The organism is Actinomadura monticuli (assembly GCF_041463655.1).
GTDB classification, from domain to species: Bacteria; Actinomycetota; Actinomycetes; order Streptosporangiales; family Streptosporangiaceae; genus Spirillospora; species Spirillospora monticuli.
Genome location: NZ_JAXCEI010000005.1, coordinates 313831 through 340122, shown reverse-complemented (window position 1 = coordinate 340122; position 26292 = coordinate 313831). Strand labels below are relative to the sequence as shown.

General features: G+C 70.3%; 28 protein-coding genes. 20 read left to right on the top strand and 8 right to left on the bottom strand.

Features of this window, described 5'->3' with window-relative positions; translation table 11 throughout:
• Positions 1-34 precede the first annotated feature (34 nt).
• The 5 genes from SM611_RS13380 to SM611_RS13360 form a co-directional block, all read right to left on the bottom strand.
• Positions 35-664, bottom strand: a complete 630-nt coding sequence (locus SM611_RS13380; protein WP_371949823.1) for a LysE family translocator — start codon at positions 662-664, stop codon at positions 35-37.
• 68 nt (positions 665-732) lie between these two features.
• On the bottom strand, positions 733-1344 hold the full coding sequence (locus SM611_RS13375; RefSeq protein WP_371949822.1) for a TetR/AcrR family transcriptional regulator: 612 nt from the start codon (positions 1342-1344) through the stop codon (positions 733-735).
• Positions 1345-1516: 172 nt separating this feature from the next.
• On the bottom strand, positions 1517-2179 hold the full coding sequence (locus tag SM611_RS13370; RefSeq protein ID WP_371949821.1) for a response regulator: 663 nt from the start codon (positions 2177-2179) through the stop codon (positions 1517-1519).
• Complete coding sequence (locus SM611_RS13365) at positions 2176-2763, bottom strand: sensor histidine kinase (RefSeq protein ID WP_371950039.1); 588 nt, start codon at positions 2761-2763, stop codon at positions 2176-2178. The genes SM611_RS13370 and SM611_RS13365 overlap by 4 nt, the downstream gene beginning before the upstream one ends.
• A gap of 201 nt (positions 2764-2964) precedes the next feature.
• Positions 2965-3264: a hypothetical protein gene (locus SM611_RS13360; protein WP_371949820.1), complete on the bottom strand. Its 300-nt coding sequence runs from the start codon at positions 3262-3264 to the stop codon at positions 2965-2967.
• A gap of 854 nt (positions 3265-4118) precedes the next feature.
• Here SM611_RS13360 and SM611_RS13355 point away from each other — a divergent pair.
• From SM611_RS13355 to SM611_RS13310, 10 genes are all read left to right on the top strand, one after another.
• Positions 4119-4646, top strand: coding sequence for a flavoprotein (locus SM611_RS13355; protein WP_371949819.1), 528 nt, complete (start codon positions 4119-4121; stop codon positions 4644-4646).
• A gap of 22 nt (positions 4647-4668) precedes the next feature.
• Positions 4669-5889, top strand: coding sequence for a helix-turn-helix domain-containing protein (locus tag SM611_RS13350; RefSeq protein WP_371949818.1), 1221 nt, complete (start codon positions 4669-4671; stop codon positions 5887-5889).
• Positions 5890-6067: 178 nt separating this feature from the next.
• Positions 6068-6373 carry a hypothetical protein gene (locus tag SM611_RS13345; protein ID WP_371949817.1) on the top strand — a complete coding sequence of 102 codons (306 nt, stop codon included), beginning with the start codon at positions 6068-6070 and terminating at the stop codon, positions 6371-6373.
• Positions 6373-7290: an SAM-dependent methyltransferase gene (locus SM611_RS13340; RefSeq protein WP_371949816.1), complete on the top strand. Its 918-nt coding sequence runs from the start codon at positions 6373-6375 to the stop codon at positions 7288-7290. The genes SM611_RS13345 and SM611_RS13340 overlap by 1 nt, the downstream gene beginning before the upstream one ends.
• Positions 7291-7310: 20 nt before the next feature.
• Positions 7311-8153 (top strand): exonuclease/endonuclease/phosphatase family protein, encoded by an 843-nt coding sequence (locus SM611_RS13335; RefSeq protein WP_371949815.1) that lies wholly within the window; start codon positions 7311-7313, stop codon positions 8151-8153.
• A 16-nt stretch (positions 8154-8169) separates the two neighbouring features.
• Positions 8170-8703, top strand: a complete 534-nt coding sequence (locus tag SM611_RS13330) for a hypothetical protein (protein ID WP_371949814.1) — start codon at positions 8170-8172, stop codon at positions 8701-8703.
• Positions 8704-8741: 38 nt separating this feature from the next.
• On the top strand, positions 8742-9080 hold the full coding sequence (locus SM611_RS13325; protein ID WP_371949813.1) for a hypothetical protein: 339 nt from the start codon (positions 8742-8744) through the stop codon (positions 9078-9080).
• A 260-nt stretch (positions 9081-9340) separates the two neighbouring features.
• Positions 9341-10276 (top strand): endonuclease/exonuclease/phosphatase family protein, encoded by a 936-nt coding sequence (locus tag SM611_RS13320; protein ID WP_371949812.1) that lies wholly within the window; start codon positions 9341-9343, stop codon positions 10274-10276.
• Positions 10277-10489: 213 nt separating this feature from the next.
• Entirely contained in the window at positions 10490-11443 is a 954-nt protein-coding gene (gene hemC, locus SM611_RS13315) for a hydroxymethylbilane synthase (protein WP_371949811.1), read from the top strand.
• Positions 11444-12262: 819 nt separating this feature from the next.
• Positions 12263-13270: a DUF418 domain-containing protein gene (locus SM611_RS13310; protein ID WP_371949810.1), complete on the top strand. Its 1008-nt coding sequence runs from the start codon at positions 12263-12265 to the stop codon at positions 13268-13270.
• Here the strand turns inward: SM611_RS13310 and SM611_RS13305 are convergent.
• Positions 13256-14701, bottom strand: coding sequence for a serine/threonine protein kinase (locus tag SM611_RS13305; protein WP_371949809.1), 1446 nt, complete (start codon positions 14699-14701; stop codon positions 13256-13258). The two genes, SM611_RS13310 and SM611_RS13305, sit on opposite strands and share 15 nt — an antisense overlap.
• Before the next feature lie 229 nt (positions 14702-14930).
• Entirely contained in the window at positions 14931-15824 is an 894-nt protein-coding gene (locus SM611_RS13300) for a GntR family transcriptional regulator (protein ID WP_371949808.1), read from the bottom strand.
• 164 nt (positions 15825-15988) lie between these two features.
• Between SM611_RS13300 and SM611_RS13295 the strand changes: the two genes are divergently transcribed.
• From SM611_RS13295 to SM611_RS13255, 9 genes are all read left to right on the top strand, one after another.
• A complete protein-coding gene (locus SM611_RS13295; protein ID WP_371949807.1) occupies positions 15989-16363 on the top strand; it encodes a hypothetical protein in 375 nt (124 codons plus the stop codon).
• Positions 16364-16979: 616 nt separating this feature from the next.
• On the top strand, positions 16980-18275 hold the full coding sequence (locus tag SM611_RS13290) for an FtsK/SpoIIIE domain-containing protein (RefSeq protein ID WP_371949806.1): 1296 nt from the start codon (positions 16980-16982) through the stop codon (positions 18273-18275).
• Between the two features lie 108 nt (positions 18276-18383).
• Entirely contained in the window at positions 18384-18692 is a 309-nt protein-coding gene (locus SM611_RS13285) for a hypothetical protein (RefSeq protein ID WP_371949805.1), read from the top strand.
• Between the two features lie 140 nt (positions 18693-18832).
• Entirely contained in the window at positions 18833-20284 is a 1452-nt protein-coding gene (locus SM611_RS13280) for a replication initiator (RefSeq protein WP_371949804.1), read from the top strand.
• Positions 20277-20492: a hypothetical protein gene (locus tag SM611_RS13275; RefSeq protein WP_371949803.1), complete on the top strand. Its 216-nt coding sequence runs from the start codon at positions 20277-20279 to the stop codon at positions 20490-20492. Before SM611_RS13280 ends, SM611_RS13275 begins: the two co-directional genes overlap by 8 nt.
• Positions 20489-20932, top strand: a complete 444-nt coding sequence (locus tag SM611_RS13270; protein ID WP_371949802.1) for a DUF4282 domain-containing protein — start codon at positions 20489-20491, stop codon at positions 20930-20932. Before SM611_RS13275 ends, SM611_RS13270 begins: the two co-directional genes overlap by 4 nt.
• Positions 20925-21263, top strand: a complete 339-nt coding sequence (locus tag SM611_RS13265; protein WP_371949801.1) for a hypothetical protein — start codon at positions 20925-20927, stop codon at positions 21261-21263. The genes SM611_RS13270 and SM611_RS13265 overlap by 8 nt, the downstream gene beginning before the upstream one ends.
• Positions 21264-21614: 351 nt before the next feature.
• Positions 21615-21815 carry a helix-turn-helix transcriptional regulator gene (locus SM611_RS13260; RefSeq protein ID WP_371949800.1) on the top strand — a complete coding sequence of 67 codons (201 nt, stop codon included), beginning with the start codon at positions 21615-21617 and terminating at the stop codon, positions 21813-21815.
• Positions 21812-23263, top strand: coding sequence for a tyrosine-type recombinase/integrase (locus SM611_RS13255; protein WP_371949799.1), 1452 nt, complete (start codon positions 21812-21814; stop codon positions 23261-23263). Before SM611_RS13260 ends, SM611_RS13255 begins: the two co-directional genes overlap by 4 nt.
• 23 nt (positions 23264-23286) lie before the next feature.
• Here SM611_RS13255 and SM611_RS13250 read toward each other — a convergent pair whose 3' ends face one another.
• Positions 23287-23862, bottom strand: a complete 576-nt coding sequence (locus SM611_RS13250) for a hypothetical protein (protein ID WP_371949798.1) — start codon at positions 23860-23862, stop codon at positions 23287-23289.
• Positions 23863-24089: 227 nt separating this feature from the next.
• Between SM611_RS13250 and SM611_RS13245 the strand changes: the two genes are divergently transcribed.
• Complete coding sequence (locus SM611_RS13245) at positions 24090-26264, top strand: MMPL family transporter (protein WP_371949797.1); 2175 nt, start codon at positions 24090-24092, stop codon at positions 26262-26264.
• Positions 26265-26292 lie beyond the last annotated feature (28 nt).

Sequence of the window (26292 nt, the reverse complement as noted above, 5' to 3'; positions counted from 1 at the left end):
CCTCGCTTCCTCGCCGCGGCGGGCATCCGGCCGGTCAGGTGTGCCGGGGGGACGGGGCGGCGAAGGCCGCGGCGGCGCCGAGACCCAGGTAGACGAGGCCCGTCAGGTGGCGCCGGCGCCGCTGGAACGCCGGGCGGGCCCGCAGCCAGCCGCCGATCGAGCCGGCGGCGAGCGCGTATCCGAGGTCGCTCACCAGGCCGATCAGCGCGGTGGCCAGGCCCATCACGGCGATCTGGAGGGGCACGGCGCCCGCGTCCTGGTCGACGAACTGCGGCAGGAACGCCAGGAAGAACAGCACCACCTTCGGGTTGAGGACGTTCACGAGCGCGCCGTCCAGGTAGACGCGGTGGAGCGGCTGCGGACGGAGGGTCTGCTCGCCGAGGTCCTGGCGGCTGCGCAGCGTCCGGTAGGCGAGGTAGACGAGGTATGCGGCACCCGCGTAGCGCAGGAATCCGAAGGCGGTCGCGGACGCGGCGACGACGGCGGACAGCCCGGCCGCGGCGGCGCCGATGTGGACGAGCGTGCCCGTCTCGACGCCGAGCGCGGACGCGACGCCGGCGCGGCGGCCCTCGCCGATGCTGCGCGTGGTGATGTACAGGTGGTTCGGGCCGGGGATCGCGACCAGCGTCAGCGCGGCCAGCAGGAACAGCAGTGGGTTCGTCACGGAAGAACGCTAGGAGCCGGATGGTCCGGTCTCCAGGTCCAATCGGGCCCCCGGAAAGTGGACCAGGCTCAGGTGGGCGTGGCGGCGGCGAGCGCCCCCGCCAGCACCAGCCGGCCCGATGTCCGGACCATGGTGGCGACGTCCTCGACGGGCTGCCGCAGCGAGGCCAGGCTGATCAGCGCCGCGAGCAGGATGTGCCCGAGGACGAGTTCGACGTCCTCCCGCTCGGGCACCGGGTCGCCGATCGCCGCGGAGAGCCGGTCCCGCAGGTACTGGAACAGGACGGTGCGGGCGTCGTCGACGCTGGAGTCGTCCGAGGTCACCGCCTGGATGATCGCCGACGTCAGGGTGGGCTCCTGCGCCGCCACGTAGACGATGCGCTCCAGCAGCGCGGTGAGCCGCTCCAGCTGCGTGTCGCCGACGGCGAGCGCGTCGATGTCGTCGGTGATGTGGTGCGCCCAGGCGGCCGCGACCTCGGTGAGCAGGTGGTCCTTGGTGGCGAAGTAGCGGTAGACGGTCGCGCGGGCGACCCCGGCCCGGTCCGCCACGTCGTGCATGGTGACGGCCGGGTAGCCGCCCTGCAGCGCGAGCTCCCTCGCCGAGTCGATCAGCCGTTCCCGGCGCGCCTGCTGGTCCTTGCTCAGCGTCCGCGTCACGGTGAACCGCACATCGCCGCTCAAAGCGCCTCCTCGCTGTGGCCGCCCCCATTCTTCCGCACGATGCCGCGCGCGTGTGCATCAAGGGCTCCCCCGCCCTCTTTACCATCCATGCCCGCCAGGACACGATGGAACTACCGCTTGCTTGGTGAGACATTAGTCTGGATTTGCATTTCTCAGGAGGCCCGGGGCCAGCTCAGCCGGTGCGCGGGGTCACCAGCCCGGATTCGTAGGCGAGGACCACGAGCTGGGCCCGGTCACGCGCGCGGAGCTTCATCATCGCCCGGTTGATGTGGGTCTTCGCGGTCACGGGGCTGATCACCATGCGGCCGGCGATCTCGTCGTTGGACAGCCCGTGCGCGGCGAGGGCGACGGCCTCGCGCTCGCGGTTGGTCAGTTCCTTCAGCCCGGTCCCGGCCCCGGGGTTGAGCGGCTGGGCCACGTACCGGCTGATCAGCATCCGGGTGATGGACGGCGCGAGCAGCGCGTCGCCCCGCGCGGCGACGCGCACGGAGTGCAGGAGGTCGGCCGGCTCGATGTCCTTGACCAGGAACCCGGCGGCACCGGCGCGCAGCGCGTTGAAGACGTACTCGTCGAAGCCGTAGTTGGTCAGGATGACGACGTGCACCCCGGCCAGGCCGGGGTCCGCGGCGATGCGCCGGGTCGTCTCGATGCCGTCCATGACCGGCATCTGGATGTCGATGAGCGCGATGTCGGGCCGGTGCTCCCCGATCAGCGCCAGGGCCTCCGCCCCGTCGGCGGCCTCGGCGACCACCTCGATGTCGTCCTCGGCGTCGAGCAGCGCGCGGAATCCGCCGCGCAGCAGCGGCTGGTCGTCCACCAGCAGGACGCGGATCACGACGGCCGGCCCACCGGGAACTCGGCCTGCACGCTGAAGCCGCCCTCCCTGCGCGGCTCCGCGCGGAGCCGGCCGCCGAGGGCGGTGACGCGCTCTCGCATCCCGAGCAGCCCCACGCCGGGCACCGGGGCGGTGCCGGGCACGGCCTTGCCGTCGTCGTCGACACGCACGGCGAGCGTGCCGGGACGGTAGTCGATGCGGATCGACGCCGTCTCGGCCGCGGCGTGGCGGGCGGTGTTGGTGAGCGCCTCCTGGACGATCCGGTAGGCGGTCCGGTCGACGGCGATCGGCACGTCGTGCCGCTGCCCGCCGATCGTCAGCGTCGTGTTCAGGCCCGTCCCCCGGGCGCGTTCCACCAGCTCGGGGACGTGGTCGAGCCCGTGCGACGGGGGCTCGGCGTCGTCGCGCAGCGTGTCCAGGGTCGCGCGCAGCTCCCGGTTCGCCTCGCGGGCGGCCTCCCGGATCGCGAGCAGGGACTCCGGGACGTGCTCGCCGCGCTTGCGGGCCAGGTGGACGGCGACCCCGGACTGCACCTTGATGATCGAGATCTGGTGGGTGAGCGAGTCGTGCAGTTCCCGCGCGATGAATTGGTGCTCTGGCGGGGCGGTATCCGAGAGATCGGGTGCCGCCCCGTTGACGTGCGGATATGTGGGCTGACCTGGGGGTTTGGCTGCTCGGCGTCCGGCGCTGGCGTTGATCTTGTCTCACTGGTGTGCGCTGGTTGCCGCTGGTGCTCGCTGTTCGCGGGCCATACGCGGGCCATGGCCCGGAACGGTTGCCGCTGCCTACGGGCCGTCTAGGGCGCGGTCTATGGCCTTGTTGGCGCGGGTCTCGCTGAGCTGGCGCTCTAGCGGGTTGGTGCCCCAATCGGTGACGGCGATAAGGACTGTGCCGCATTGGTCGGCGTCGCAGCGTGGATGGCGTGCGGCGGTGTCGAACGTCCGGACGGGGCGGTTCAACTGGCGTCCGGCTTGGCGTCCGGCGGCGCGTAGCCGGTCGCGCTCGTCGGGCGAGTGGTAGACGGTGCTGGTCTGCCCGGATCGCCTGAGCTGCTCGGCGATGACGGCGGCCAAGTCTTGGCTCATCGGGTCTGGTCCCTCCTGGCGCTCGTCTCCAGGATGGCGCGGTGCGGGGGCGGGTGCCAAGTGCGCGCGGTGGGGAGCGTGCCGGCGGCCGTCTGGCGCGCGGTGCGGTGGGTGCGCGGGGTGGTGGCGGCTGCCGGTCCAGCGGCACGGGCACGGGTGGGGTCGCGGTGCGCGTCTTCGGGTGTGCTGGCGTGCGCTGTTGTGGGGAGTCGGGCGCGGGCTTGGGCGGGGCGGCGGGCTGCTAGCCTCGCGCGGCTCCGGGCTGCCGTACGGCTGCCCGACATCAGGCCGGGGGCGGCCCGCCGGAGGGGTCCCCGTCCAAGCCCGTGCCCGGTGACCCTTCGCCGACCTTGGCCCCGTGGGGGTCTGCGCATGTGTCCACCGTGCCCGGTCTGCGCGACGGCGGCTTAGCGCACGGACCGTGCCGCACGCGCTCTTATGGGTGGAGCCCTGCGCCGGAGGCGGGTCGTTGTAAGGGGTGGGGGTCGGGGTTGGTTGGGAACCGAGGTAGCCGAACCTCGCGCGCCTGCTGGGGCGTTGAGCGGGTGGCGGGTGGCGGGTGTCGTGCTGGGTGCTCGCGGCGGTGGGCAGGGCGGCGGGGTGCTGGCAAGGCGTCGGCGGGCCGAGCCAAGACGGCCGGAGGTCGTCTTGGTCTCGTGCCCGCCCGTACGTCCATTGACAACGGTCCCGCCCGAACCTGTTCCCTCCGGTCAGCGTCACCCGAGCCACCATGCGCGAAGGCGCGCGGCGATGCGCCGCGCGCCTTGACCTACGTAGGGAAAATCCTCACACACTGGAGAGATACCCATGTCGCTGCACCTGCCGTCGTGTTCTCTGCCGGTTAGGCTCCCAGTGTGCAAAGAGGTAGCAGGCGGGTCCTTTACGTAGTCGCGTGTGCCGCACCCGCAGCGACTGATCTTGTCCGGCTGATCGAACTGGCGCAGGATGCGGATTGGCGAACCTGCGTGATCACAACGCCGTTGGCCCGCCGCTTCGTCGACATCGAGACGCTGGAGGCGCGGACGGGGGAACCGGTTCGATCGGACTACCGGTTGCCCGGTGAGTCGAACGGACTGCCCCCTGCTGACGCGGTGGTGGTCGCGCCCGCCACCTTCAATACGATCAACAAATGGGCGACTGGCATCGCGGACACGTTTGCTGTCAGCTTGCTATGTGAGCTGATGGGGTTCGGGGTGCCAATCGTGGCGGCCCCACTGTTGAAGGTTGCATTGGCGAGGCATCCTGCGTTCGAGGCGAACGTTGAAGCCCTACGCGGGATGGGAGTCCGGGTGCTGTTCGATCCGGCTGCGCCCGCACATGCCCGAATGCCAACCTGGGAAGAAGTCCTAGGAGAGCTGCACAGGCTGGTCGGTGACCGGTAGCGCTTACGGCTGGAGTGGTCAGGTGAAGGATGCACGCAAGGGAATCGGTCAGCAGCTTGCCCGTGCCCGGCGGCGACGCGGACTGTCCCAAGTCGTCCTAGCCGGGTTGATCGGTCGCTCGGAAAGCTGGCTAAGCCAGGTGGAACGTGGGGCCAGGAGCATCGATAGCCACTCGGTGCTGACCCAGCTTGGCGAGATCTTGGGGATACCGCTGGAAGACCTCACCGTGGACGAGAAGGGGGGCGGAGTGCAGCGCTACGAAGCGGCGGCCTTAGTCCGGGACGCCCTGACCAGCTATGAGACCATTGCGTCTTTCGTCGCCCCCAGCAGCCCAAAGACGCAAGTAGCCGACCTAGCGTGGCTTAGCAACGAACTGCGCGCGGTCAACCGCCTGTATCAAGCCGCTCACTACGACACGGCAGGGCAGCGTCTTCCCCGCCTGATCAAGGCCGCCGAACATGCTGCGCAAGCAACCCCAGTGCGGCGGCGGCGGACAGCGCACACTCTCCGCGCGCTCGTCTACCACTCAGCGGCGATGACGTTGAATCGAGTCGGTGAGACTGAACTTGCCTGGACGGCTGCTGATCGCTCCTTGGCAGCAGCCCGAGAAGCAGACGCACCCCTGCTGGCTGGGGCAAGCGCCTTCCGTCTCGGATACGTCTTCGTCCGAATGCGCGAACCTGAGAGGGCCAAGTCCATCGCGCTGAGCACTGCCGCCGCTTTGGGGTCCGTTCCTGGTCGGCATGACCCGCAACGCCTGTCGCTGGTAGGTGGGCTCCATCTGGTCGGCGTGACGGCCGCTGCCCGGCAGTTTGACCGGGCCGAGGTCGATGCCAACCTTAAACAAGCGCGACGTATCGCTACCGCGCTAGGTGGGGACTACAACCACTTCTGGACGGCTTTCGGACCGACCAATGTGCGTATCCATGAGTTGTCGGCAGCGGTGACGTTTGGCGACCCTCGGCAAGCGATCGATATCGGGGAGTCTCTCGATGTCTCTCGGCTCGCGCCTGGCCTGCGGGGGCGTCGAGCACAGGTGCGACTTGACCTCGCCCGAGCCTATGGCCAGCAGCGGAAGGATGCTGCGGCGGTCAATATGTTGCTTGATGCTGAGCACATCTCACCCGAGCTGGTGCGCTACGACGTGCGAACACACGACCTCCTTGGCGCGCTGATCAAGAGAGAACACCGCGCCAGCACGCCGCAACTCCGGGGTCTGGCGCATCGCGCCGGGGTCATCTAACCCGCACAAAAGTGCGGGTTCTTTGCCCGTAGCCGTGTACGGGTTCTCTCTCCGTCTTCGACCTAGCGTGCCGGACAACGCACAGTCGGAGAGGGACGGAGCGATGGCGACACAACTAAGGAAGGGCATCCCGGCACGGACGGACAGCCGGTTGCGCGGTGCGTTGGGTGAGCGTCGGTTGCACCTGGCGGCGTTGAACGCGGCGGTGTCGCAGAGCGGTGAGCGGCTGTCGTGCGGGCTGGTGAGCCGGGCGGGTGGGCCGCTGGTTCTGTTCGTGGTGAGTCACACCGACAAGTTCCGGACCTTGGACGTGGGTTGTGAGCGGGTCGGCGGGGTGTGGTGGTTCGTGCGGGCGGACACCGGTGAGGGTCTGGTCCCGGTGCTGGAGGTCGAGGACGCCCCGGCGGTGCTGGCGCGGCTGGTCGAGTCGACGGGCACCCGGGACGCTGCGGGCGGCGCGGCGGGGTCGGGTGGTGACCGGTGATGGCGCGGCGGTTCGACCGGGACGACGCGGCGTTCACTGCTGGTCCGATCGGGGAGGCGGTGGCGAAGCTGCGGGCGGGGGAGGCGACGGGGCGGGTCTGCGGCCCTGATGGGGAGTGGGATCCCGATGTTCCCTCTCCGGCGCGGATGTACGACTACTACTTGGGCGGCAAGGACCACGGGACGGCGGACCGGAAGGCCGCTGAGCGGGTGGTGGAGGTCGCGCCGTCGATTCCGGTGGTGGCGCGGGCGAACCGGGCCTTCATGCATCGGTCGGTGGCGTGGGCGGCGCGGCGCGGTATCGGTCAGTTCGTGGACGTGGGGACCGGTATCCCGACCGAGCCGAACGCGTATCGGATCGCGCGCAGGCACGAGCCTGACGCGGTGGTGGTCGGGGTGGACAACGATCCGGTGGTGCTGGCGCATGATCGGGCGTTGCTGGAGGGGATGCCGATCGTGCGCGGGGATGTGCGCGCGGTTGATGACCTGATCGCCGATCTCGATGCGTGGATTGACTGGGACAAGCCGGTCGCGGTGCTGCTGATCGCGGTGCTGCATTTCCTCACCGACGAGCAGGACCCGGCCGGGATCGTGCGGGCGTTCACCGGGCGGATGGTGCCGGGGTCGGTGGTGGCGCTGTCGCACGTGTCGTCCACGGGCGCGGACCGGGAGGCGCTGGCGCGGGTGGAGAAGGTGTATCAGGGGGCGACGGCTCCGGGGGTGTCGCGCACGCATGAGCAGATCACCGGCCTGTTCGGGCGGCGGCTGGAGATGGTGTCGCCGGGGGTGGTGCCGGTGCAGCATTGGCCGATCCAGGCGGGGCCGCTGACCGAGATTCCGATCTTGGGCGGTGTGGGTGTGCTCCCCGACCCGCACGCGGAAGGCCCGCGCGGTGACCGGGACGGGGGGCGGGTGTGATGGGCGGGCCGTGGACGGTGATGAGCCTGAACACTCAGTACGGCGGCCGGTCCGACAGTGCTGGCCGTCAGGAGGACCGGTGGGAGTTGATCGCGGACATGATCGCCAGTGTCCGGCCTCACATCCTGTTGGCGCAGGAGTTGGCGGGCTGGGGGCGCGACCCCCGGTTGCACGCGGCGGCGGAGCGGTCGTTGCAGCGGCGGGGTTGGCCGCTGCGGTTCCTGGTGGCACCGTCGCAGACCGACAGTCACACTGCGGTGGCGTTTCAGCAGGAGGTGTTGTGCTGGCGGCAGCATGAGACCAAGTACAGCCCGTTGGTCGAGAACGGTTACGGGGTGGCGGTGCTGGCCGACGTGGACGCCGATGAGGATGAGCCGGGGCTGACGGTGATCTCGGCGCATCTGACGGCGTATTCGGCGGAGGCTGGTGCGGTGGAGGCTCAGCGGATGGTGGCGCGGCTGCACCGGTACGGGGGCCGGGGCATCTTGGGCGGGGACATCAACAACATGCCGCTGGGTGACGCGGAGCCGGATTGGGTGGCGGCTCCGCCACACAACCGCAGTGCCCGGTGTCTGGCGCGGACGTCGCCGGATGGGCCCTGGCGGGGCAACCGGGTGGTCGGTGAGGTGCTGGCCAGAGCGGATCTGGTGGATGTGGCCGCCTACGTGGCCGACACGCAGGACCGGCCGGAGTTGCGGGCCGCGACCGGTCACGGCGGGGTGCGGGTGGACCAGTTCCACGTGACCGCCAGCGTGCGGGATGCGGTGCTGGGCTATGAGCAGCTCGCGGCGGCCAGTGACCATGACGCGATCGTGATGCGGCTCGACCCGGCGCGGCTGGGTGCCGCTCGGGTGTGGGTCTGAGGGAAGGGACGTGCGGATGAGCGGGGACAGCGACGTGAAGCGGGAGAACGCGGTGAACGGCCCGGTGCAGGACGGCGGCCCGGCGGCGGCCGGTGCGGCGCTCCAGGAGACGCTGGTGGCGGGTTCGCTGGGGGCTCTAGACGAGCAGGCGCGCGAGACGTTGCGCACGTTGAGGCGGTGCGGGGATCGGCTGGCGCTGGCCGAGACAGGCCTGGCGCTGGAGACCCTGTGCGATGCGCTGGACCAGTGCTTCACGGCGGTGGAGACCCTGATCGATCGGGCCGAGGAGATCCGCCACGATGCCGTCATGGCGGAGCGGTTCAAGGGCGCGGAGGTGTCCAAGGGCGAGGAGGAGGGGGACGCGCTGGACGGCCTGGACACGGCGATCCTGCATTTGTCGCTGGGGCATGAGGGGCTGCGGGTCGGCCGCCACCTGGTCGGGCTGGGGCGCGGTGACCTGCTGGAGGTCGAGGAGGCCGTGACGGGCGGCGCGGGAGACGGCGGCCAGGAGAGCGCGGGCCGGGACAGCGCGGGAGCGTGCACCCGATGACGGCGACAGCGACGGGGACGGGGTCCAGGACGGGCCGGATGCAGCACGCGCTTGACGTGCTGGCGGAGCGGGCCGGGGACGCCTCGCGGGTAACCAGCGGTGAGGCGGGCGGGCTGAGCCTGGCGGAGATCGCGACGGCGATGGACTCGGTGTTGCTGGTGTGGGATCTGGTCGGGCAGATGCTCGGGCCGGTGGCCGACCGGGTTGAGGAGATCGCCACGCGCGAGTTGACCGAGAGGCGGGGAGAGTCCGGCCGTGCGGTGCTGGAGGAAACGGCACTGCACCTGGCGTATGCACGTGACGGGCTAGCGGCGAACCGGGCCCTGCTGGTGGTGGGACTCGCGGGAGTGCTCAAGGTCGAGCAAGGCGAGACGTGAAGGTAGTGCGGGCCGGGGGCCGTCACGGTGAAGGGCCGCGGCCCCCGGTTCGCGCTGGGCAGGGTCGGGGCCGGCGGAATGGCGTAGCCACCCCGTAGGGGCGACCGCTGAGGGAGTTCGGCCGGCGCCGTTGCGGCAATTCCGTCTCGACTGTCGTCGGCGTGGGGGCCGCTGCCCGGCGCGGGCCCGCAGGTGCGGGCGAGGGATTTCGGTGAGGAAACGGGCCGCCACGGGGGCGGCCGGGAAGGGATGGACGGACGATGACGCGGCTTCGGATTAGCTATGTCAATGTCGAGCACGGCGGGCGGGTCGATGCCGGGTATTCGGCCTACTCCGGCGACGGTGGCCTGTACGACTTCGGGCGGGTTACCGGGATGCTGCACGACGGGGATTGGCTTGACGTCCTGGTGGTGGGTGAGGGCGACCGATACGAGCTGAACGGGATGGAGGGCGCGTACGGGGCCGCCGCCGCGATGCGGGAGGCGGGCGGTCCGGCCTACGTTCCGCACCCGTGCTCCCTGCCGCGTGAGGGCGGAATGTTCGCACCGGTGATCTACGTGGACCCGCAAAAGGTCGTGGTGCGCCGGTTCTACGGCCACCGGCTGCCGGACTTCGCCGCCCGCAACCGCAACCTGATGGTGTTCACCCTGCCGGGCCGCAATGACCCGATCCGGCTGGTGGCCTGGCACGGCGACATCTACAGCGGGGATGAGCGGCTGGCCGATGCCCGCCGGTTCGACCGGTGGTCGGCTCCGCAGATTCCGTGTGCGCTGCTGGGCGACTGGAACAGCGTCCCGAGCGGCCCGGACTTCGAGCCGCGCAACCTGAATACCCCCGGCACGCACAGCCCGCAACAGCTCAACCGGCGGGTGCAGTGGGCGGGCGGGCCGTCGCTGGCGGGGCCGCACGTCTACGACTCGCGGGCGCTGGATGCCCTGTGCGGCTGGTGGAACCCCTCCACGCAGCGGCGGGAGGGCGGCTTGGGGTTCAGCCATTCGGCCGACCTCGCCGGGGACTACACCCCGACGCAGATCGAGCAGGCCAGCGGCCGTCAGAGCCTGGCGATTGACGCGATCTTGCTGAATGCGCCGCTGGCTGCGGCGTATGTGGAGGGCTCCTACCGCGTCCACGAGTTCCGCGACCCAGCGCGGCCCGATTCCGACCACAAGCGCGTATCGCTCACGGTCGATATCTGAGGGCTCGGTGTGGGCGCTGGGGTGTTCGTGGTCGCCCGGTGCGGGCCGGAAGACTGGGGCGGCGGACAGTCGCGCCGCGCCTGGCGTAATGGCGCGGGCTGTATCGGTCGTTCGGAGGAACCGAGGGAAGGGATGGGCATGGGGCGTGAGGCAGAGTCCGGCGGGGATGAGGAATCGCCGGTGACGGCTCTGTTACCCGCTGGTGCGGGTGCGGTGGAACCGGTGTTCTCATGGTCCGGCGGGGGCGGCGTGCTGCGGCTGGGGACGCGGACATCTCCGCTGGCCATGGTCCAGGCGCGCGGGGTGGCCGCACGGTTGGAGGAGCTGGCATCTGTCCGGGTCGAGGTGATCGGAATTCAGACGGCCGGGGATCGACACCGGGGCCACCTGGGTGAGCTGGGCGGCAAGGGTGCATTCATGCGGGAGATTGACCGGGCGCTGTTGACGGGCCGGGTAGATGTGGCGGTGCACTGCCTCAAGGACGTGCCCGGCGATGTGCCGCGCCCGGACGGTTTGGTGTTCGCGGCCTACGTCGAGCGTGATGACACCGCCGATGTGATGCTGTTCCCGATGGCGAGCAAGGTGCAGTGCATGGCCGGTCTCGCGCCGGGCGCGTTGGTGGGGACGTCGGCGGTGCGGCGGCGCGCGCAGCTCGGCAAGATCCGTCCCGACCTGCGGGTGGAGTACCTGCGCGGCAACGTCAACTCCCGGCTCGGGCGGTTGGACGCGGGTGAGGAGTTCGATGCGATCGTGTTGGCGCGGGCGAGCCTGGAGCGGCTGGGCATCGACCGTGCGGGCGAGGCTCTGGACATCATCCCGGCGGTGGGCGCGGGGGTGCTGGCGGTGGACTGCCGACGCGTCGACCCCGACATCGTGGAGCTGGTGCGGTTGCTGGACGACGGGGACACTCGGCGGTGCGTGAGCGCGGAGCGAACGATGCTGCACGGGCTCCAAGGGCACTGCAACAGCCCGATCGCCGGGCATGCGCGGCTGGAGCGGGACGGGCAGTTGAGTTTGCGCGCGATGGTGTTCACCCGTGACGGGTCGGAGTTCGTGCACTCGCATGAGTGGTCGCCGCCGGACAAGGGTGAGGACTTGGGCGCGTACGTGGCGGGGGATCTGCTGCGCAAAGGCGCGCGTGACCTGATCGGCGGTATCCCGCACTGAGGACGTGGGCGGGCCTGACCGGGGGCGGGTCGGGCTCGAACCCCCTTCGACTTGGCTGCGCGGCGTCAAAGTCACCGCCCGGATGGATTGGGTCACGAAGCATCCGGGAGAACGGATCCAAGGTGCGTGCCTTGACGGAGGGCGCTCCCATCGCGCCCGCGTACCTGCGCCGGTAGTGCGGCTGAGGGCCCCTCGGGGGGTGGTGACGGCGAACCGTGGCGACACCGCCCCTCGGGGGCCGTGGCGGGGCCGGGCCGTGACGGTGGAGGGCCGCGGCCCCTGGTTCGCGCTGGGCAGGGTCGGGGCCGGCGGAATGGCGTAGCCACCCCGTAGGGGCGACCGCTGAGGGAGTTCGGCCGGCGCCGTTGCGGCAATTCCGTCTCAGCCGGTGTCGGCGTGGGGGCCGCTGCCCGGCTGACTCCCTTCGCCGGGGACTGTCGGGGCGACAAACGAAGGAGAGACGTGAGATCAGTCGGAAGCTGGAGAGCGCTGGCCCACGGGGCGCGGCATCCCGTGCTGCTGGTGGCGCGGCGACAACTCCGGGTAGCTCGACGGCGTCATCTGGCGACCGCGCGGCGAATGTGGCGTGACGGTGGAGCCTCGGGGCAAGCGGTGGCGCACTGGGAGGCGGGCGAGGTGCTGGCGTTCACTGACGAGCTGTTGCGGTGGAGCGGAGAGGGACCCCTACCGGCGTGGCCGTTTGGCGGGTTCAGCGGGGGTGCGTAGCTGGTGGCGTACTGAGCATGCGATACACCTTCGGTCGCGAAACGTGACCGGGTGTGATGTGGTTGTCCTCGTACCGTCATGCCGGGAGGGCGCGTGCTTACACCATTGCAAGGGGCCGAGGGGATTCAGGGAGGCAAGGGCGGCGAATCGTCTCGCATTACCGAGGTTGACATACTCCGAGGATTTGCTCTCTTCGGCATTTCGATCGTGAACACGGTCGGAATTAGCAAGATGCCAACGGTAGACGCTGAACCGGGCGCCGCATACTGGGCATACGAGACACTCTTACATCAGAGATTTTTTCCGATATTCTCGTTTCTGTTCGGCCTGAGCTTCGGGCTATTCTTGGACTCAGTGCGCGACAGAGTGAACAGTCCTCGGTTTGTGATGCTGGCGCGCCTGGGGTTTTTGGTGCCTTTCGGAGCCCTGCATCGGATACTTCAGCCCGATGAAGTTTTGTTGAGTTATGCGGTGATTGGTATTGCCGTGCTGCTGCCCGCTTCGTTCCTGCCGATGCGGTGGGTTGCTGTCTTGGGCGGCGGTGGAACGCTTCTAGGGGTTGCGCTAGGTGGAGGGAGCCTGATCATTCCGGGCATCTTCCTTGTCGGTCTTAGCGTGCAGCGCTACGGCTTTGGCGCATTGGCGAATGCGCGGGTCTCGCGCATGCTGTCCGCGTGGGCCACGGTGTTGTCTCTAGCGCTGGCTCTTGATGTGTGGCAGATAGGGGCTGGTGTGGGTTCCCGAACGCCATTGGCGGCGGCTGCGGGGATGATGACTGCTGCCGCTTATGTGGTGGGGATTATGCTGCTTGTGCGGACGCGCGGCGTGGGGAGGCTGGGAGGTCTCGCGGCTGTGGGGCGTATGGCGCTGACTGGCTATGTTGGCGCAACGGTGCTCATTCTTGCGACGGGTCATTTCATCAATCTGGGGGAAGCGCCGAGATATGGAGTGGCGTTCTCTCTGGGGGCCTGCGTATTCGCCGCCGAACTCGCGTTTAGCGTTGTGTGGTTGCGGTGGGCGAGGTACGGCCCGCTGGAGTGGTTGTGGCGCTGCCTGACCTGGTGGCGAATTGTGCCGATCCGCAAGTCAAGCGGGGCTTAGTTCGCCCTCCCCGCTGGTGCTGCTGCTGAGCTTGTACTCATACAGCAGGCTACGCGGTCGGCGATAGGTCAGCGTGATAAGGACGACATCTTTGCAGTCGCCCTTGTCTATGTGCTCCTCGACCACAAGACGGGTCTGTGTGACGGAAACAAGTCTGAGTGTGCCGCGACATCCCATCGAGGAGTATTCGCTTTGCCCTATTTCCTGTGTCTTCTTCCCGCCGGTTATGGTGATGAGCGCTGAATAGGTTCTCTGTATTGTCGCGTCGTGCGTTACTGTCCCGGTCCACTGTCCGAGGAATCGGGGCGGTACATCACCGGGATCTCCCGGGGATTCGCGGGGGCGTTCGGTGGGGAGGGCGGAAGTGGTCGCGGGGGGCTGCTGTGGCTGCGTCGGTGTCTGTGGGGACGGGGTCGTATTGTTGGTGCCAGGTGCGGTACCGGTTTGCGTCGCCTCGCCGTGGTCTCTGCCGAATTTCGAGACGATGGTGAAACCCGCGCCGACCAGGATGAGCAGAATGCACGCGGCGAGTGTGAGCCTTAGTTTCGGCAATGGCGCGGTCGCCGGTCGCGGCTTCTGAAAGCTTGGCTGCGGGGGTGGGGTGGACGGTGAGTGACCGATGGCCGGGTCTATGCGTCCGGTGAGGTTATGGAGAATTTCGGGGATTGAGGGTCGTTTGGCCGGGTCTTTGTCAAGGGCCTTGGAGACGAGTCCGCGTAAATTGGGATCTAGGCCGTCCAAGTTCGGCGAGTCATTTGCGACGCGGTAGAGGACTTCGGATAGCGAAGTGCCCTGGAAGGGGTCCCTTCCGGTACCTGCGAAGACGACGAGTCCGCCCCAGGCGAAGACATCCGACGCTGGGGTGATCGGCCGTCCTGCCATTACTTCCGGGGCCTGGTAGGCGGGTGTTCCGACTACTTCCCCGTAGGTGACTCCGGTTTGTGTTTGTGCTTTGGCGATCCCGAAGTCAATGACGCGTGGTCCGACGCCGGAAAGTAGGACGTTGGAGGGTTTGAGATCGCGGTGCACGATGCCTGCGGCATGAATGGCTGCGAGTGCGGTGGCGACGCCTACGGCGAGACCCGCGAGATCGGAAGCGGTGAGGGGGCCGGTGTCGGCAACGGCTTCGGTGAGGGTGGGACCGGGGATGTACTCGGTGACCACATAGAGGGGCGGCCGGTCGAGCGAGGCATCTAGCACCGGGGCCGTACTGAACGGGCGGACCCTGCGAGCGGCTTCGACTTCACGGCGAAAGCGCTGGTGGAAGACGGGATCGCTAGCGACAGCAGGATTAATGACCTTGATCGCTACCTGCTGGTTCTGCTCGTCCTGGGCGAGGTACACCGTTCCCATGCCACCCCGTCCCAAGCGGGAGAGGATGCGGTAGGGACCGAGCCGTTGCGGGTCGTCTTCGTGCAACGGCTGGGGCATGTGCTCCTCCGTGGTGGCCGAGGTGGCGGACTGAAGGGAAAAGCATACGCCGAGAGATGATCGAGGGAACGCGCGGTAGAGGCGGGGCTTAGTGGCGGGTGACATGGTCGGGCCGGTGGAATGGCCGCAGGTCACCCCGTAGGGGCGACCGTTAAGGGAGTTCAGCCGGCGCCGTTGCGGCAATTCCGTCGTAAGCGTCGTCGGCCTGGGGAAGCGGAGGAGTTGTGACTCAGTCCAGGGAGTAGCGTTCAGCGGTTATGCGGGTGGAGTCTGCGGGCCACACGTTGACGGAATAGCTGAGCGGTTCGTCTCGGCTGAGCAGGGTGGTTGTCCGGACTAGGACGATATCGGCGGTAGTGAGGTGCAGCGTAGCGGCTTCGTAGGCGTCGGGGCGGCGGGCGTAGACCTGGGAACTGGCAGCCGTGACGGGAAGACCGGTGTGGGCGGTAAGCGCGTCGGGCCATGTGCCGGGAATGTGGTCCGGCTTGCTGAGCGGGCCGTCTGCCACGCGCTGCGCATCAAGGTAGGCGGCCCAAAGCTCGACGGGGATGACGCCGGTGGAGTCGGCCACGACATGGCGGCGGACAATGACGGGGGCACCGGGGCCGGGTAGGCGCAAGGCATAGGCCACGTCAGCAGGTGCGGGCTCGGCCTGGACACTCGTGCTCGCGACGGTGGTCAGAAGCGTAGGGATGTGCCCGGCAAGGGGCACCGTGTGCTGCGGGCGCGGAAGCGCGGGCGAAACTGCCTGGTAACGCGGTTGAGCAAGAGGTGGCTGACTGCTACGGGCTGGAGGGTCGGCGATGGTTGGGGCCTGCGTGTCCCTGATCTCCTGCCCCATCTGGTAATGGGCGTCATGCGGTCCGGCGGTCGCGATGTAGCCGCGCGTTCCCTGAGAGATCGCCCAACCCGCCTCGGACAGTTCGGCGAGCACTCGACGGCTGGTAGTGGAGGACACATTCCACTGCTGCTGTATCTGGGCATTGGACGGCAGGAGCGAACCCGGTGGGTGCTGGCCAGCAAGGATGTCCCGAACGATCTGGTCGTAGACGGCACGCCAGCGAAGTGTGGGGTCGGTCGGCTCTGGGGGCGAAACCCCCGGCGTCTGGCCCAATGCGGCCACCTCCTCGTCGTGTCGCCGCCCTGTGAGCTGGCATTTCCCGTATCCACCCCCACCATAGCGTGCATAGCTTGGCGCGCCTAGGTTTGCGGTTTCCCTGCGCGTGGCACATCTTGGTGTGCATAGCGCAAAGCATTGCGCGCATAGTTTCGCCTGGGAGGTACGGCGTGGACTTCAAGATCGTCATGGACGGCACGATGTGGATCGTGGCGGACTCCCCCGAGCCCCGACTGGACTTCGAGACCAAACAGCCCCGGATCACCGAAGACGGCCAGCCGATGTGGCAAGTCCGGCTGCTGGGGATGGACGGTGCAGGATCGGTCCCCCTTCGGGTCGGGATGGTGGGAGACCCCGGCGTGATGCAAGGCCAGTTCGTGACCCCTCACAACCTGACACTGCACGTGATCGACCGAAAGGGCGACTCGGTGTTGTGGTGGACGGCGGACCGGCTGGAGGCGGTCGGTTCCCCGGCCGCCGCGGAGAACCGCACACCGGGTGAAGGGGCGGCGGCCACGCGGCGGCCCAAGGGCGGCGATCAGTGATCGGCTGGCGGCGGGCAGGCGGGGCCGGGCCTGTAGCGGTGAGTGTCGGTGCGATCGACTGGGCTGCCCCCCTCGACGGTTCGGCGTTCGTAGCAACGCTGGCGGACACGGGTCCTCTGCGGCTGCATTTCACGGCGGGCGCCCCGCTGGAAATGACCTGGTTCAAGCAGATCCCGGTCTCGGAGCGTCGGCGGCGGCGCGTACTGCGAAAGATTCTGCGCTCCGGACTCCTGGAGGAGAACCAGCGCGCCCAGCGGCGCGGGCCCGGTCCCTGGGTCCATATGGCCGTGAGGAGATCGGGGGAAGCGCGGACGGTCGGGACGCCGCTGAGGGGTGACGGCTCGTTCGGCAGTGTTCCCGTTCTGACGCTGATGCGGGAACTCGTGCCACACGACGTGTGGGCGGACCTGTACCGCCAGGTAGAGACGGAACACACGGCGCGGCGATGTGATCCGGCTAGATGCCGCAAACCATCAATACAGGGTGAGGGCTGGCCGGGCATCCGGCACGGCGGCGGCCTGGGCGGTGCGTGGTGAGTCGGACTCAGCGTTGGTCGGGGGTGTCGGCGCGGGGCCGGGTGGGGCTGCCGCCGGTGCTTCAGCGGCCGGAGTTGCCGGTGCGGGCGCGGCTGACGGTCGGGTCGGCGGTGCTGCTGTGGGTGGTGCGGCCGTCCTGGTTGTGGCGGCGTGAGCTGGCCGCGCTGGTGGTGCTGGTGCTGGCGGCGGCGGCTGGGTGGCTGGCGCGGGGCTGGGTCGGTGCGGTCGCGGTCCCGGTGGAGGTGGTGCTGATCGTGGTGGTGGTGCCGTGGTCGCGTCGGCGTGCGGCGGTGGTGTGGCGGCGGGCGCGGCTGCGGCGGCGGTGGGACCGCGCGTGCCGGTATGCCGGACTCACCACGGTCAATGACCGTATCCCGCGTATCCGGCGGGAGCGGCGGGTGCCTGCGGGTGACCGCCTGGTGGTGCGGGTTCCGCGTGGGGCGACGGTGGATGACCTGGCGGGCGAGGCTGAGCGGGTGGCGGCCGTGCTCAAGGTGCGTGAGGTCCGGGTGGGCCGGGATGTGGACCGCGCCGAGGTGGCGCATGTGGACGTCGTGCGGCGGGACCCGTTCGCCGGGGCGGGGGCGTTGCGGTGGCCGTGGGCGTTGGCGGCGCGGGGGTCGGTGGCTGATCCGGTGCCGTTGTGCGTGGACGACATGGGCGAACCGGTCGCGGTGCGGCTGCCCGGCAAGCACTTCGTGATCGGGGGCGAACCGGAGTCGGGCAAGTCGGCGGCGCTGTCGCTGCTGCTGGCGGCGGCGGCCCTGGACCCCTCCGCGCAGATCTGGGGGTGGGACGCAAAGGTCGTTGAGCTGGGGCTGTGGCGGCCGGTCATGACGCGGTTCGCCGACCACGACATGGACGCTGCCATTGCCCAGCAAGAGGACCTGATCGCCGAGATGAACCGGCGGTATGAGGTGCTGGAGGCGGCGGGGCGGCGGGCGCTGCATCCGGGTGAGGCTCCGCTCATCCTGGCCGCAATCGATGAGATGCGGTTCTTCACAGCCAACATCGACGGCCGGGCGGCCAAGCATTTCAACGCGCTGGGTGAGGACGTGGCGGCGCGGGGCCGGGCGGCGCTGATCGTCCAGGCGGCGGCGACGCAGAAACCGGCCGGGGCGGTGGTGCCTACGGGGTGGCGTGACTTGATGGCGCTGCGGTGGGCGATGCGGTGCACCACGCGGGACGCCTCCGACACCATCCTTGGTGCGGGGATGGCAACGGCGGGCTTCGACGCCTCCGAGATCGACATTGCTACACGCGGTGTCGGGTGGCTGTACGCGGAGGGCGGGTTTCCGCGCCGGGTGCGGTCCTACTACCTCGACGACAGCGACATCCGGTCGATCGTGGCGCGGGGCGCTGCGCTGCGGGCCTGACCGGTCGTCCTTCCTCCTCTTCTTCTCAACCCTTGGGGCCTCGCGCGGCGGGGTCGGCGGCAGCGTGCCCGCCGGGCGGGGTCCCTTCCTTCCGATGGGAGTTGCACGATGGCGGACGTCTCACAGGAGTTGGCGGCGCGGGTGTGTCCGTGCGCGGCGGCGGTGGCGGGCCGGGTGTATCCGGTGCCGCGTCCGGAGCGGCTGGCCGATGACGGGTTCTCGGCGGCGGTGGTACGTGAAGTAGGTGACGTACTCGCGGGGTTCGGGTTCCCCGCGATAGAGGACGACTCGCCCGACTGGTACGCGCTCTCGTGGTGCCTGTGGCGGTTCGTCTACGGCTACGGGGCACGGGGCCGTCACGGTGCGGACGGCGGGTCGGCGGGCTCGGGCGGTGCGTCGGGCGGTGCGCAGTGCTGAGCGGTAGCCGGCGGGATGACCGCAGGTCACCCCGGAGGGGCGTAGTCCTGCCGGCCACCGCGCCCGGTTCCCGCGACGCGCGACCGGTGGGGGTTTCGGGGTCGGCTTCGGGTGTGGTGCGGGGCGGGGTGCTGGCGGGGATGCTGGCGCGCGTCGGGGATGCGCAGGAGTGGGGGGCGTGGGCGCGTCAGGTGGCGCACACGGGGCATTGCTCCCGGCCGGTGCGGGTGCGCGGTGGCGCGACGGTGGTGGACCCGCGTACGGGTGAGGCGCGGGCTGAATGGTCATCGGACGGTGAGCCCGATGGGGTGCTGTTGCTGGCGTGCGGGGATCGGCGGGCGGCGGTGTGTCCGTCGTGCGCGGCGACGTACCGGCGGGATACCTGGCAGTTGATCGCGGCGGGCCTGCGGGGGCGTGCGCCGCGTCTGCCGGGGCGGGTGGATGCGGTCCCGGCGAGCGTGGCGGGGCATCCGGCGGTGCTGGCGACGTTCACCGCGCCTTCGTTCGGGGCGGTGCACCGCGTGACGTCGGAGGGTCCGTGCCGGGAGCGGCGGGGGCCGCTGGTGTGCCGTCACGCGGTGCGGGCGTGGTGCGACGGGCGGCACGGGCCGGATGATCCGGTGGTCGGTCGTCCGCTGTGCTGGGACTGCTACGACTACGCCGGTCATGTGCTGTGGCATGCGGCGGTGCCGGAGTTGTGGCGGCGCACGGTGATCTACCTGTACCGGGCGCTGGCGCGGATCGGGTCTGAGCGGACGGGGGCGGCGGTCACGGTGCGGGCGGTCCGCACGCTGGTGCGGGTCTCCTACGTGAAGGTGGCGGAGTATCAGCGGCGCGGGGCGGTGCATCTGCACGCGGTGATCCGCCTGGACGGCGTAGACGGTGATGTGCGGTCGGTGGTGGCTCCTCCGGCGTGGGCGGACGTGACCGCGTTGGAGGCGGCCGTTCGGGACGCGGCCGGGCGGGTCGGGGTGCGGCTCCCCGATACCGGGGCGCGGGTCGGCGCGGTCGCCCGCTGGGGTTCGCAACTCGATGTGTTGGCGGTGGGTGATCCGGGGCGGGCGGCGGCGTATCTGGCCAAATACGCCACCAAAACGGCGGCCGACACCTTCGCGGGACTGCCTGCGCGGCGGTTCTCGGCGCGGGCTGCGGGGCGGGTGCTGCGGCGTGTGGATAACCCGCATGTGTCGTTGCTGGTGTCGGCGTGCCTGCGGCTGGCCGAGCGTCCGGAGTGCGCCCGCCTGCGGCTGGCCGAACACGTTCACAGCCTCGGTTTCCGGGGGCACTTCGCGACGAAATCGCGGTGGTACTCGGTCACGCGGGGCACCCTGCGCGCGGTGCGGCGGGCCTGGCGGATCGAGCGGGCACGCGAACGGGCGCGGGGCCACACCGACCGTGCCGGGCGTGACCCGTGGGCGGAGGCCGAACACGACGGCGGGGCGCTGCTGGTGCGCGACTGGCGGTTCGCGGGGAGCGGCTGGGCGCGGCTGGGTGACGCCGATCTCGCCGCGACGCTGGCGCGCGATCACGCGGCGGCGCGTGCGCATGCCGATATCGCCTCGGTGGCGCGGAGGGGGGCCGACGATGGCTGATGCTCTGGTTGTGCTGGTGGCGCTGGCCGCGCTGCCGATCCTGGTCCGGCTCGGGTTCGGCGGGGGCGGGGGCCGGGTGGTGCTGCGCTGGCGGGTGCCGCTGCGGCACCGTTTCCCGCGCCTGTTCTGGTCGGCCGTCTGGTTCGGCGTCCTGGTGGTCCTCCCGGTGGGCTGGCTGGGCTCGGCGTGCGGGTGGTGGGGGCCGTGAGCCGGGGTCCGGAGCGTGCGCCCGGTGTGCTGCGCGGGCTGGCCGATGTGGGGTTCACGCGGATGATCACGCCGCGCCTGGTCGGCTGGCTGTACGTCGCCTCGGCCGGGTTCATCGGCTGCGGGTCCCTGATGGGGCTGCTGCTGGTGTGGTCGGTCGCGGCGTGGGCGGGCGGCGGCTGGTGGTGGCTCGCGCCGCTGGTCCTGGCGGCCGGGGTCGCGGGGGTTCTGGTCGTGCGGATCGTGTGTGAGTGGGTGCTGATGGCCTTCACGCGCGGCCGTCCCCTCCCGCCCCCGCCCACGGTGCCGCCGTCTGCTCCGGCGCTGCGTCCGGTCCCGCCGGTGTCGCGGGCACCGTTCCCCCCGGCGGCGGCCCGCCCGATGAACCCCCCTTCCCCTCAGCAGTGGCAGCAACGGCATGGAGGTAGCGGCGATGCGTGACACGACGACGATCGGTGAGACGGCGATGGGTGAGACGACGATCCGGCCGGTGGAGCCCGCCCCGATCGGGACGGCGGTCCTGGTGCGGGCGGTGCTGGCGGCGGTGGCCGTGGAGGCGGCCGGGGCGCTGCTGGCGGGCGGTGTCCGGCTGGGACGGCTGGCAATCCGCGGGACGGTGCGCGCGGCCCTGCGCACGGTTCTGGGCGGGGTGCGGCTGGTGCGGGTGCACTGGTTCGGGGTGTGCGGGGCGGTGCTGGTCGCGGCGGCGGTGGCGGGCCTGGTGGCGATGCTGGCGGGGCCGCTGCTGGTCGCGGTCACGGGCGCACGATGAGCGCGGCCCTGCCCGTGGCCACGGGGTCCGGCGTGCGGGACGGCGGGCCGGGTGCGCGGGCAGGGTCGCACGGCAGGACGCGCCGCGTAGCGGCTCGATGGAGTATGCGCGGGCCGCTACGCGGCGGCGGGCGGCACGTGCGCGCGGTGGCCAGCCCCGAGGTGATCGGTCGGGGTGGTGGGTGGCCGCCGGCCGCAACCCCATGCATTCCAGCGACTTTAAGTCAAGGGCTGCATGCGGCAATTATGCGACAGAAATTGGCCGGTTCCGGTCGTTGATCACCTTCTCTCGTGTCCGCATTTCTGCTGGCCCACAGCTGGCCCGTAGTGACAATTTAAGAGGTGGCGTCAAATGGCCTCCGTCGATGTCATGTCGGTCCGCGACATGGCCTCTGAGCTGCATGTAGCGCGTTCTACGGTGTACCGGTGGCTTGCTACGGGGCGCGGCCCTAAAGCCTTCCGGCTCCCGAACAATGAGCTGAGAATTGTGCGCGCAGATTTCATAGAATGGCTTCACAGGCTCGAAACGGACGGAACGGAGTTGCTCCGGTGATCAAAGCACAGGACATCCAATTCTGGCAGATTCGCAAGCGCGCGAACAGGCGCAAGCCGTGGGAGGTGCGCTGGCGCGTGGACGCCGCACAGTTCTCCCGGTCCTACCTGACCAAAGCACTCGGCGAGACCTACCGGGCGGGCCTGGTGGCGGCGGCCCGCAACGGTGAGGTGTTCAGCCTGGCGACCGGTGAACCGGCCTCCTGGGAGCGCAGCAGCGAAACCTTCTACTCCCTCGCGCGTTCCTACGCTGCGATGCGGTGGGCGGACTCTCCGGCCAACTCCCGCAAGTGCACCGCTGACCAACTCGTCCCGGTCACACTCGCGCTGCTGGACCCGCGCAAAGCAAAGCGCAACCGCCCCGCTGACGCGCTGCTCCGGCGCGCTCTGCGTTCGTACGCCTTCATCCCTCCCACCTGGGAGCGGCCCGTACCCGACGACATCGCCTCGGCGCTGGCGTGGCTGGCCGACGCATCCCGCCCGCTGGCTGACCTGACCGACGCAGAGGTGATCCGGGAAGGGCTGTCTGCGCTGGCCCAGAACATCAACGGCAAGCGCGCGGCGGCCAAGACACTGGCGCGGCGGCGCGGCGTCTGGCACACCTGCCTGGAGTACGCGGTAGAGCGCAAGCTCCTCGCGGTCAACCCGGTCGCCGGGATCAAGGTCAAGCGTGCCCGGATCACTGACGCCGTGGACCCGCGCGCGGTGCCCAACCTGGAACAGGCGCGGCGGCTGCTGGCGGCGGTGGCGGGCCTGACCAACGGCAAAGGGCGCGGCCCGCACTTGGCGGCGTTCTTCGCCGTGCTCTACTACGCCGGGCTCCGTCCTGCTGAGGCGCGGCACCTGCGCGGCGATGACCTCACCCTGCCTGCGTCCGGGTGGGGGTCGGCCACCCTGGCGGGGTCCACTCCCGACGTGGGAGACAAGTGGACCGATGACGGCGGCCAGTACGACCCGCGCGCCCTCAAGCACCGCCCGGCCGGTGCCGTGCGCATCGTTCCGCTCCCCCCGGTCCTGGTCGCGCTGCTGCGCGCACACCTGGAACGCTGGGGGACCGCTCCCGACGGGCGGGTGTTCTTCGACACGGCGGCCGGTGCCGAACACGCTCCGATCACCAACGTCATGTACGGGCAGTTGTGGCGGCGTGCGCGGGCCGTCGCGCTGTCCGACACCGAGCAAGCGGCGGGCCTGGCCAAGCGGCCCTATGACCTGCGGCACGGCTGCGCATCCCTCCTCCTCAACTCCGGCGTTCCCGCAACCGAGATAGCCCGCCGTCTGGGACACTCCCTAACGGTCCTGCTGTCCACATACGCGCACTGGTTCACCGGCATGGAGCAAGAGGCAAACCGCCTCATAGACGCCGCTCTCAGCGACTCTGAGCCCTCCCGAGACGTTCCCGGCGCTCACGGGCTCCCCACGGGCCAAACCCCCGACCCGGCGAACACATAGCCTCATTTCCCCAGGTCAAACACCTAAGCGAACGGGGCTACGCGTTCACCGCAGATGTGCAGCCGCTCCTCGGACGCGCGCAGCCGGGCGGCCTCCTCCCGGGTGCGCTCGGCCTCGTCCGCCCGGCGCTCGGCCTGCCGCAGCGCCTCCCCGGCGGCGCCGGCGGCGACCAGCCAGGCCAGTTCGAGGACGCCCCGGGCCCGGGTGAACGCCTCGCCCACGGACCCGTCCGCGGGCGAGGCCATGATCGCGAACGGGAGGACGGCCAGCAGGGCGGCGCTGGCCACGACGGTGACGATCCGGTGCCCAGCCCGCACGGCGGCGTACACGGCGAACAGGTACGCGACGGCGGGCACGTCGAGACCGATCGCCTGGTAGCCCGCCGCGCACAGCCCGGTGGCGGCCAGCACGGCGACCGGGGCCCGGCGGGACGCCGCCAGCGACAGGCCGCCCGCCACCACCAGCGCGTAGCCGAGCCCGGCGAGACCCGAGCCGGGACGGTCCTCGGCCAGCGCGGTGACCAGCAGCACCGCCGTCACGCCTGCCGCGATCACCCGATCCCTGTGCCTGGTCCAGAGGCCGGGCGGTGCTGTGCTCATACGCGCACTTTAACCAGGTGTTTCCGCGCGCGGCTCCTGCCCGCAGACGAATTGCCGGCTACCGCGCCCGCAGTACTCTCCCGGCTCCTGCGGTCTCCGCGGTAACCGGGTGCGGCATCGGCGGCAGCAGGAATTGCCTGCGTACGGCGGACGACCGGCATCGCGTCCGGCGTGCAGGATCGGGCCACATTCCGTCATCGGATCGCAACGGCAAGGACTCACGTGAAATGACGAAAACCGAGACTCCCCGTACAGGCGGAGCCCTGGCGGGACTGGCCCGGTTCTGCTACCGGCGCCGCCGCCTCGTCCTCCTGGCCTGGATCGCCGGCGTGCTCGCCGTGGCGTTCGCCGGCTTCGGGTACGGCGCTCCCCCCGACAACGACTTCTCCGGCGGGGACTCCGGCTCCGCCAAGGCGCAGGCACTGATCGAGAAGCACTTCCCCGAGCGGCAGGGCGACACGCTCACCCTCGCGATCAAGGCGGAGAAGGGGATCGACGACCCCGCCGTCCGGCGGAAGGTCGAGAAGACCATCGCCGCTCTCGACGCGTCGCCCGTCACGGGCCCCGTGGTCTCGCCGTACCAGGACGAGAGCCTGGTGACGAAGGACCGCCGCATCGCCCGGACGACCGTCCCGCTGAGCGACAGGGAGGTGGCGAAGGCCGACGTCAAGCCCCTGGTGGACGAGGTCAAGGACGCCTCCGACGGCACCGTCGTGCTCGCGCTCGGCGGGTACATGGCGGAGAAGGCCGAGACGCCCCCGCAGGGCCCGGCCGAGGGCGTGGGCATCCTGGCGGCGGCGGTGATCCTGTTCATCGCGTTCGGATCGCTGGTGGCGATGGGCCTGCCGATCGCGACCGCGCTGCTGGCGATCGCGGGCGGCCTGGCGCTGACGAAGCTGGTGGGCCATCTCGCCCCCGCGCCGGACTTCACGCTGGTCTTCGGCGCGATGATCGGGCTCGGCGTCGGTATCGACTACGCGCTGTTCATCGTGACGCGCTACAAGGACGACCTCCGGGACGGCGAGGAGCCCGAGGGCGCCGTGGCGGGGGCCGTCGGCACCGCCGGCCGCGCGGTCCTGTTCGCCGGCACGACCGTCGTGATCGCGCTGATGGGCCTGCTCGTCATGGGTCAGCGGCTGATGACCGGGCTGGCCGTCGCCACCTCGATCACGGTACTGATCACGATGATCGCCGCGGTGACGCTGCTGCCCGCGTTGCTGGGTTTCACCGGATACAAGATCAACTCACTGCGGCTGCCGCGCCGGAGGTCCCGCGCCGGCCGGCCCGCCGATGCCCCGGCCCGCGAGCGCCGCACCCCCGCCGAGCGCTGGGCCGGCGTGGTGCAGCGCCGGCCGCTGACCGCTGCCGTGCTGGCCGGCGCGATCCTGCTGCTGCTGGCCGCCCCGACGCTGTCGATGCGGCTGGGCCAGCCCGACGCCAGCGTCCAGCCCCGCGACCGGAGCAGCTACGTCTCGCACGAGATCCTCGCCGAGGGCTTCGGCCCGGGCTACGGAGCGCCCCTGATCTTCGCCGCCGAGATCGGCTCCCGGGACGCCGATGTGCGCCCCGTCGTCGAAGCCGTCGGCGGGACCGAGGGCATCGCCCACACCACACCGCCCCGGATCAGCGAGGACGGGCGGGCCGCCACCTTCATGGCCTTCCCCACGACCGGCTACCAGGACGAGGCGACCGCGGACCTGGTGCACGAGCTCCGCGACGACGTGCTGCCCCGCGCGCCGGGCGGCGAGGCGTTCCTCCTCGGCGGGCCGAACGCCGGCACCATCGACGCCGCCGAGGAGTCCGGCTCGCGGCTGCCGCTGATGATCGCCGTCGTGATCGCGATGTCCATGGTGCTGCTGATCGCGCTCGTCCGGTCGGTCACCATCGCGCTGCAGGCCGCCGTCGTGAACCTGCTGTCCATCGGCGCCGCCTACGGCGTCGTGGTGGCGGTCGTGCAGTGGGGCTGGCTCGGCCCGGCCCTCGGGTTCCCCGCCGCGATGCCGGTCACGACCTGGGTGCCGATGATGATGTTCCCGGTCCTGTTCGGCCTGTCGATGGACTACCAGGTCTTCCTGATCTCACGCGTCCGCGAGGAGTACGAGCGGACCGGCGACACCCGCGCGGCCGTGGCCCGCGGGCTGGCGCGGACCGCCAAGGTCATCACCGCGGCGGCCGCCATCATGATCGCCGTCTTCACCACCTCCCTGCTCGGCCCCGACATCGCGGTCAAGCAGGGAGGTCTGGGAATGGTCGTCGCCGTGTTCATCGACGCCACCGTCGTCCGGATGGTCCTCGTCCCCGCCGTGATGGAGCTGTGCGGCAAGGCCAACTGGTGGTTCCCCGGACGTCCCGCCACCCGGACGGCCGAGCCGCCGAAGGTCCGCGTCTATCAGCCGAACTGACCGGGCCGGTGGTCGCCGGCGGGCTGCT

Bases quoted from the DNA above. Each gene is read 5' to 3' on its own strand.
- SM611_RS13280 (WP_371949804.1), top strand. From the start codon at position 18,833: ATGCTGGCGCGCGTCGGGGATGCGCAGGAGTGGGGGGCGTGGGCGCGT.
- SM611_RS13250 (WP_371949798.1), bottom strand. From the start codon at position 23,862: ATGAGCACAGCACCGCCCGGCCTCTGGACCAGGCACAGGGATCGGGTG.
- SM611_RS13330 (WP_371949814.1), top strand. From the start codon at position 8,170: ATGAGCGGGGACAGCGACGTGAAGCGGGAGAACGCGGTGAACGGCCCG.
- SM611_RS13325 (WP_371949813.1), top strand. From the start codon at position 8,742: ATGCAGCACGCGCTTGACGTGCTGGCGGAGCGGGCCGGGGACGCCTCG.
- SM611_RS13265 (WP_371949801.1), top strand. From the start codon at position 20,925: ATGCGTGACACGACGACGATCGGTGAGACGGCGATGGGTGAGACGACG.
- SM611_RS13340 (WP_371949816.1), top strand. From the start codon at position 6,373: ATGGCGCGGCGGTTCGACCGGGACGACGCGGCGTTCACTGCTGGTCCG.
- SM611_RS13320 (WP_371949812.1), top strand. From the start codon at position 9,341: ATGACGCGGCTTCGGATTAGCTATGTCAATGTCGAGCACGGCGGGCGG.
- SM611_RS13360 (WP_371949820.1), bottom strand. From the start codon at position 3,264: ATGAGCCAAGACTTGGCCGCCGTCATCGCCGAGCAGCTCAGGCGATCC.
- SM611_RS13275 (WP_371949803.1), top strand. From the start codon at position 20,277: ATGGCTGATGCTCTGGTTGTGCTGGTGGCGCTGGCCGCGCTGCCGATC.
- SM611_RS13260 (WP_371949800.1), top strand. From the start codon at position 21,615: ATGGCCTCCGTCGATGTCATGTCGGTCCGCGACATGGCCTCTGAGCTG.
- SM611_RS13245 (WP_371949797.1), top strand. From the start codon at position 24,090: ATGACGAAAACCGAGACTCCCCGTACAGGCGGAGCCCTGGCGGGACTG.
- SM611_RS13285 (WP_371949805.1), top strand. From the start codon at position 18,384: ATGGCGGACGTCTCACAGGAGTTGGCGGCGCGGGTGTGTCCGTGCGCG.
- SM611_RS13305 (WP_371949809.1), bottom strand. From the start codon at position 14,701: ATGCCCCAGCCGTTGCACGAAGACGACCCGCAACGGCTCGGTCCCTAC.
- SM611_RS13335 (WP_371949815.1), top strand. From the start codon at position 7,311: ATGAGCCTGAACACTCAGTACGGCGGCCGGTCCGACAGTGCTGGCCGT.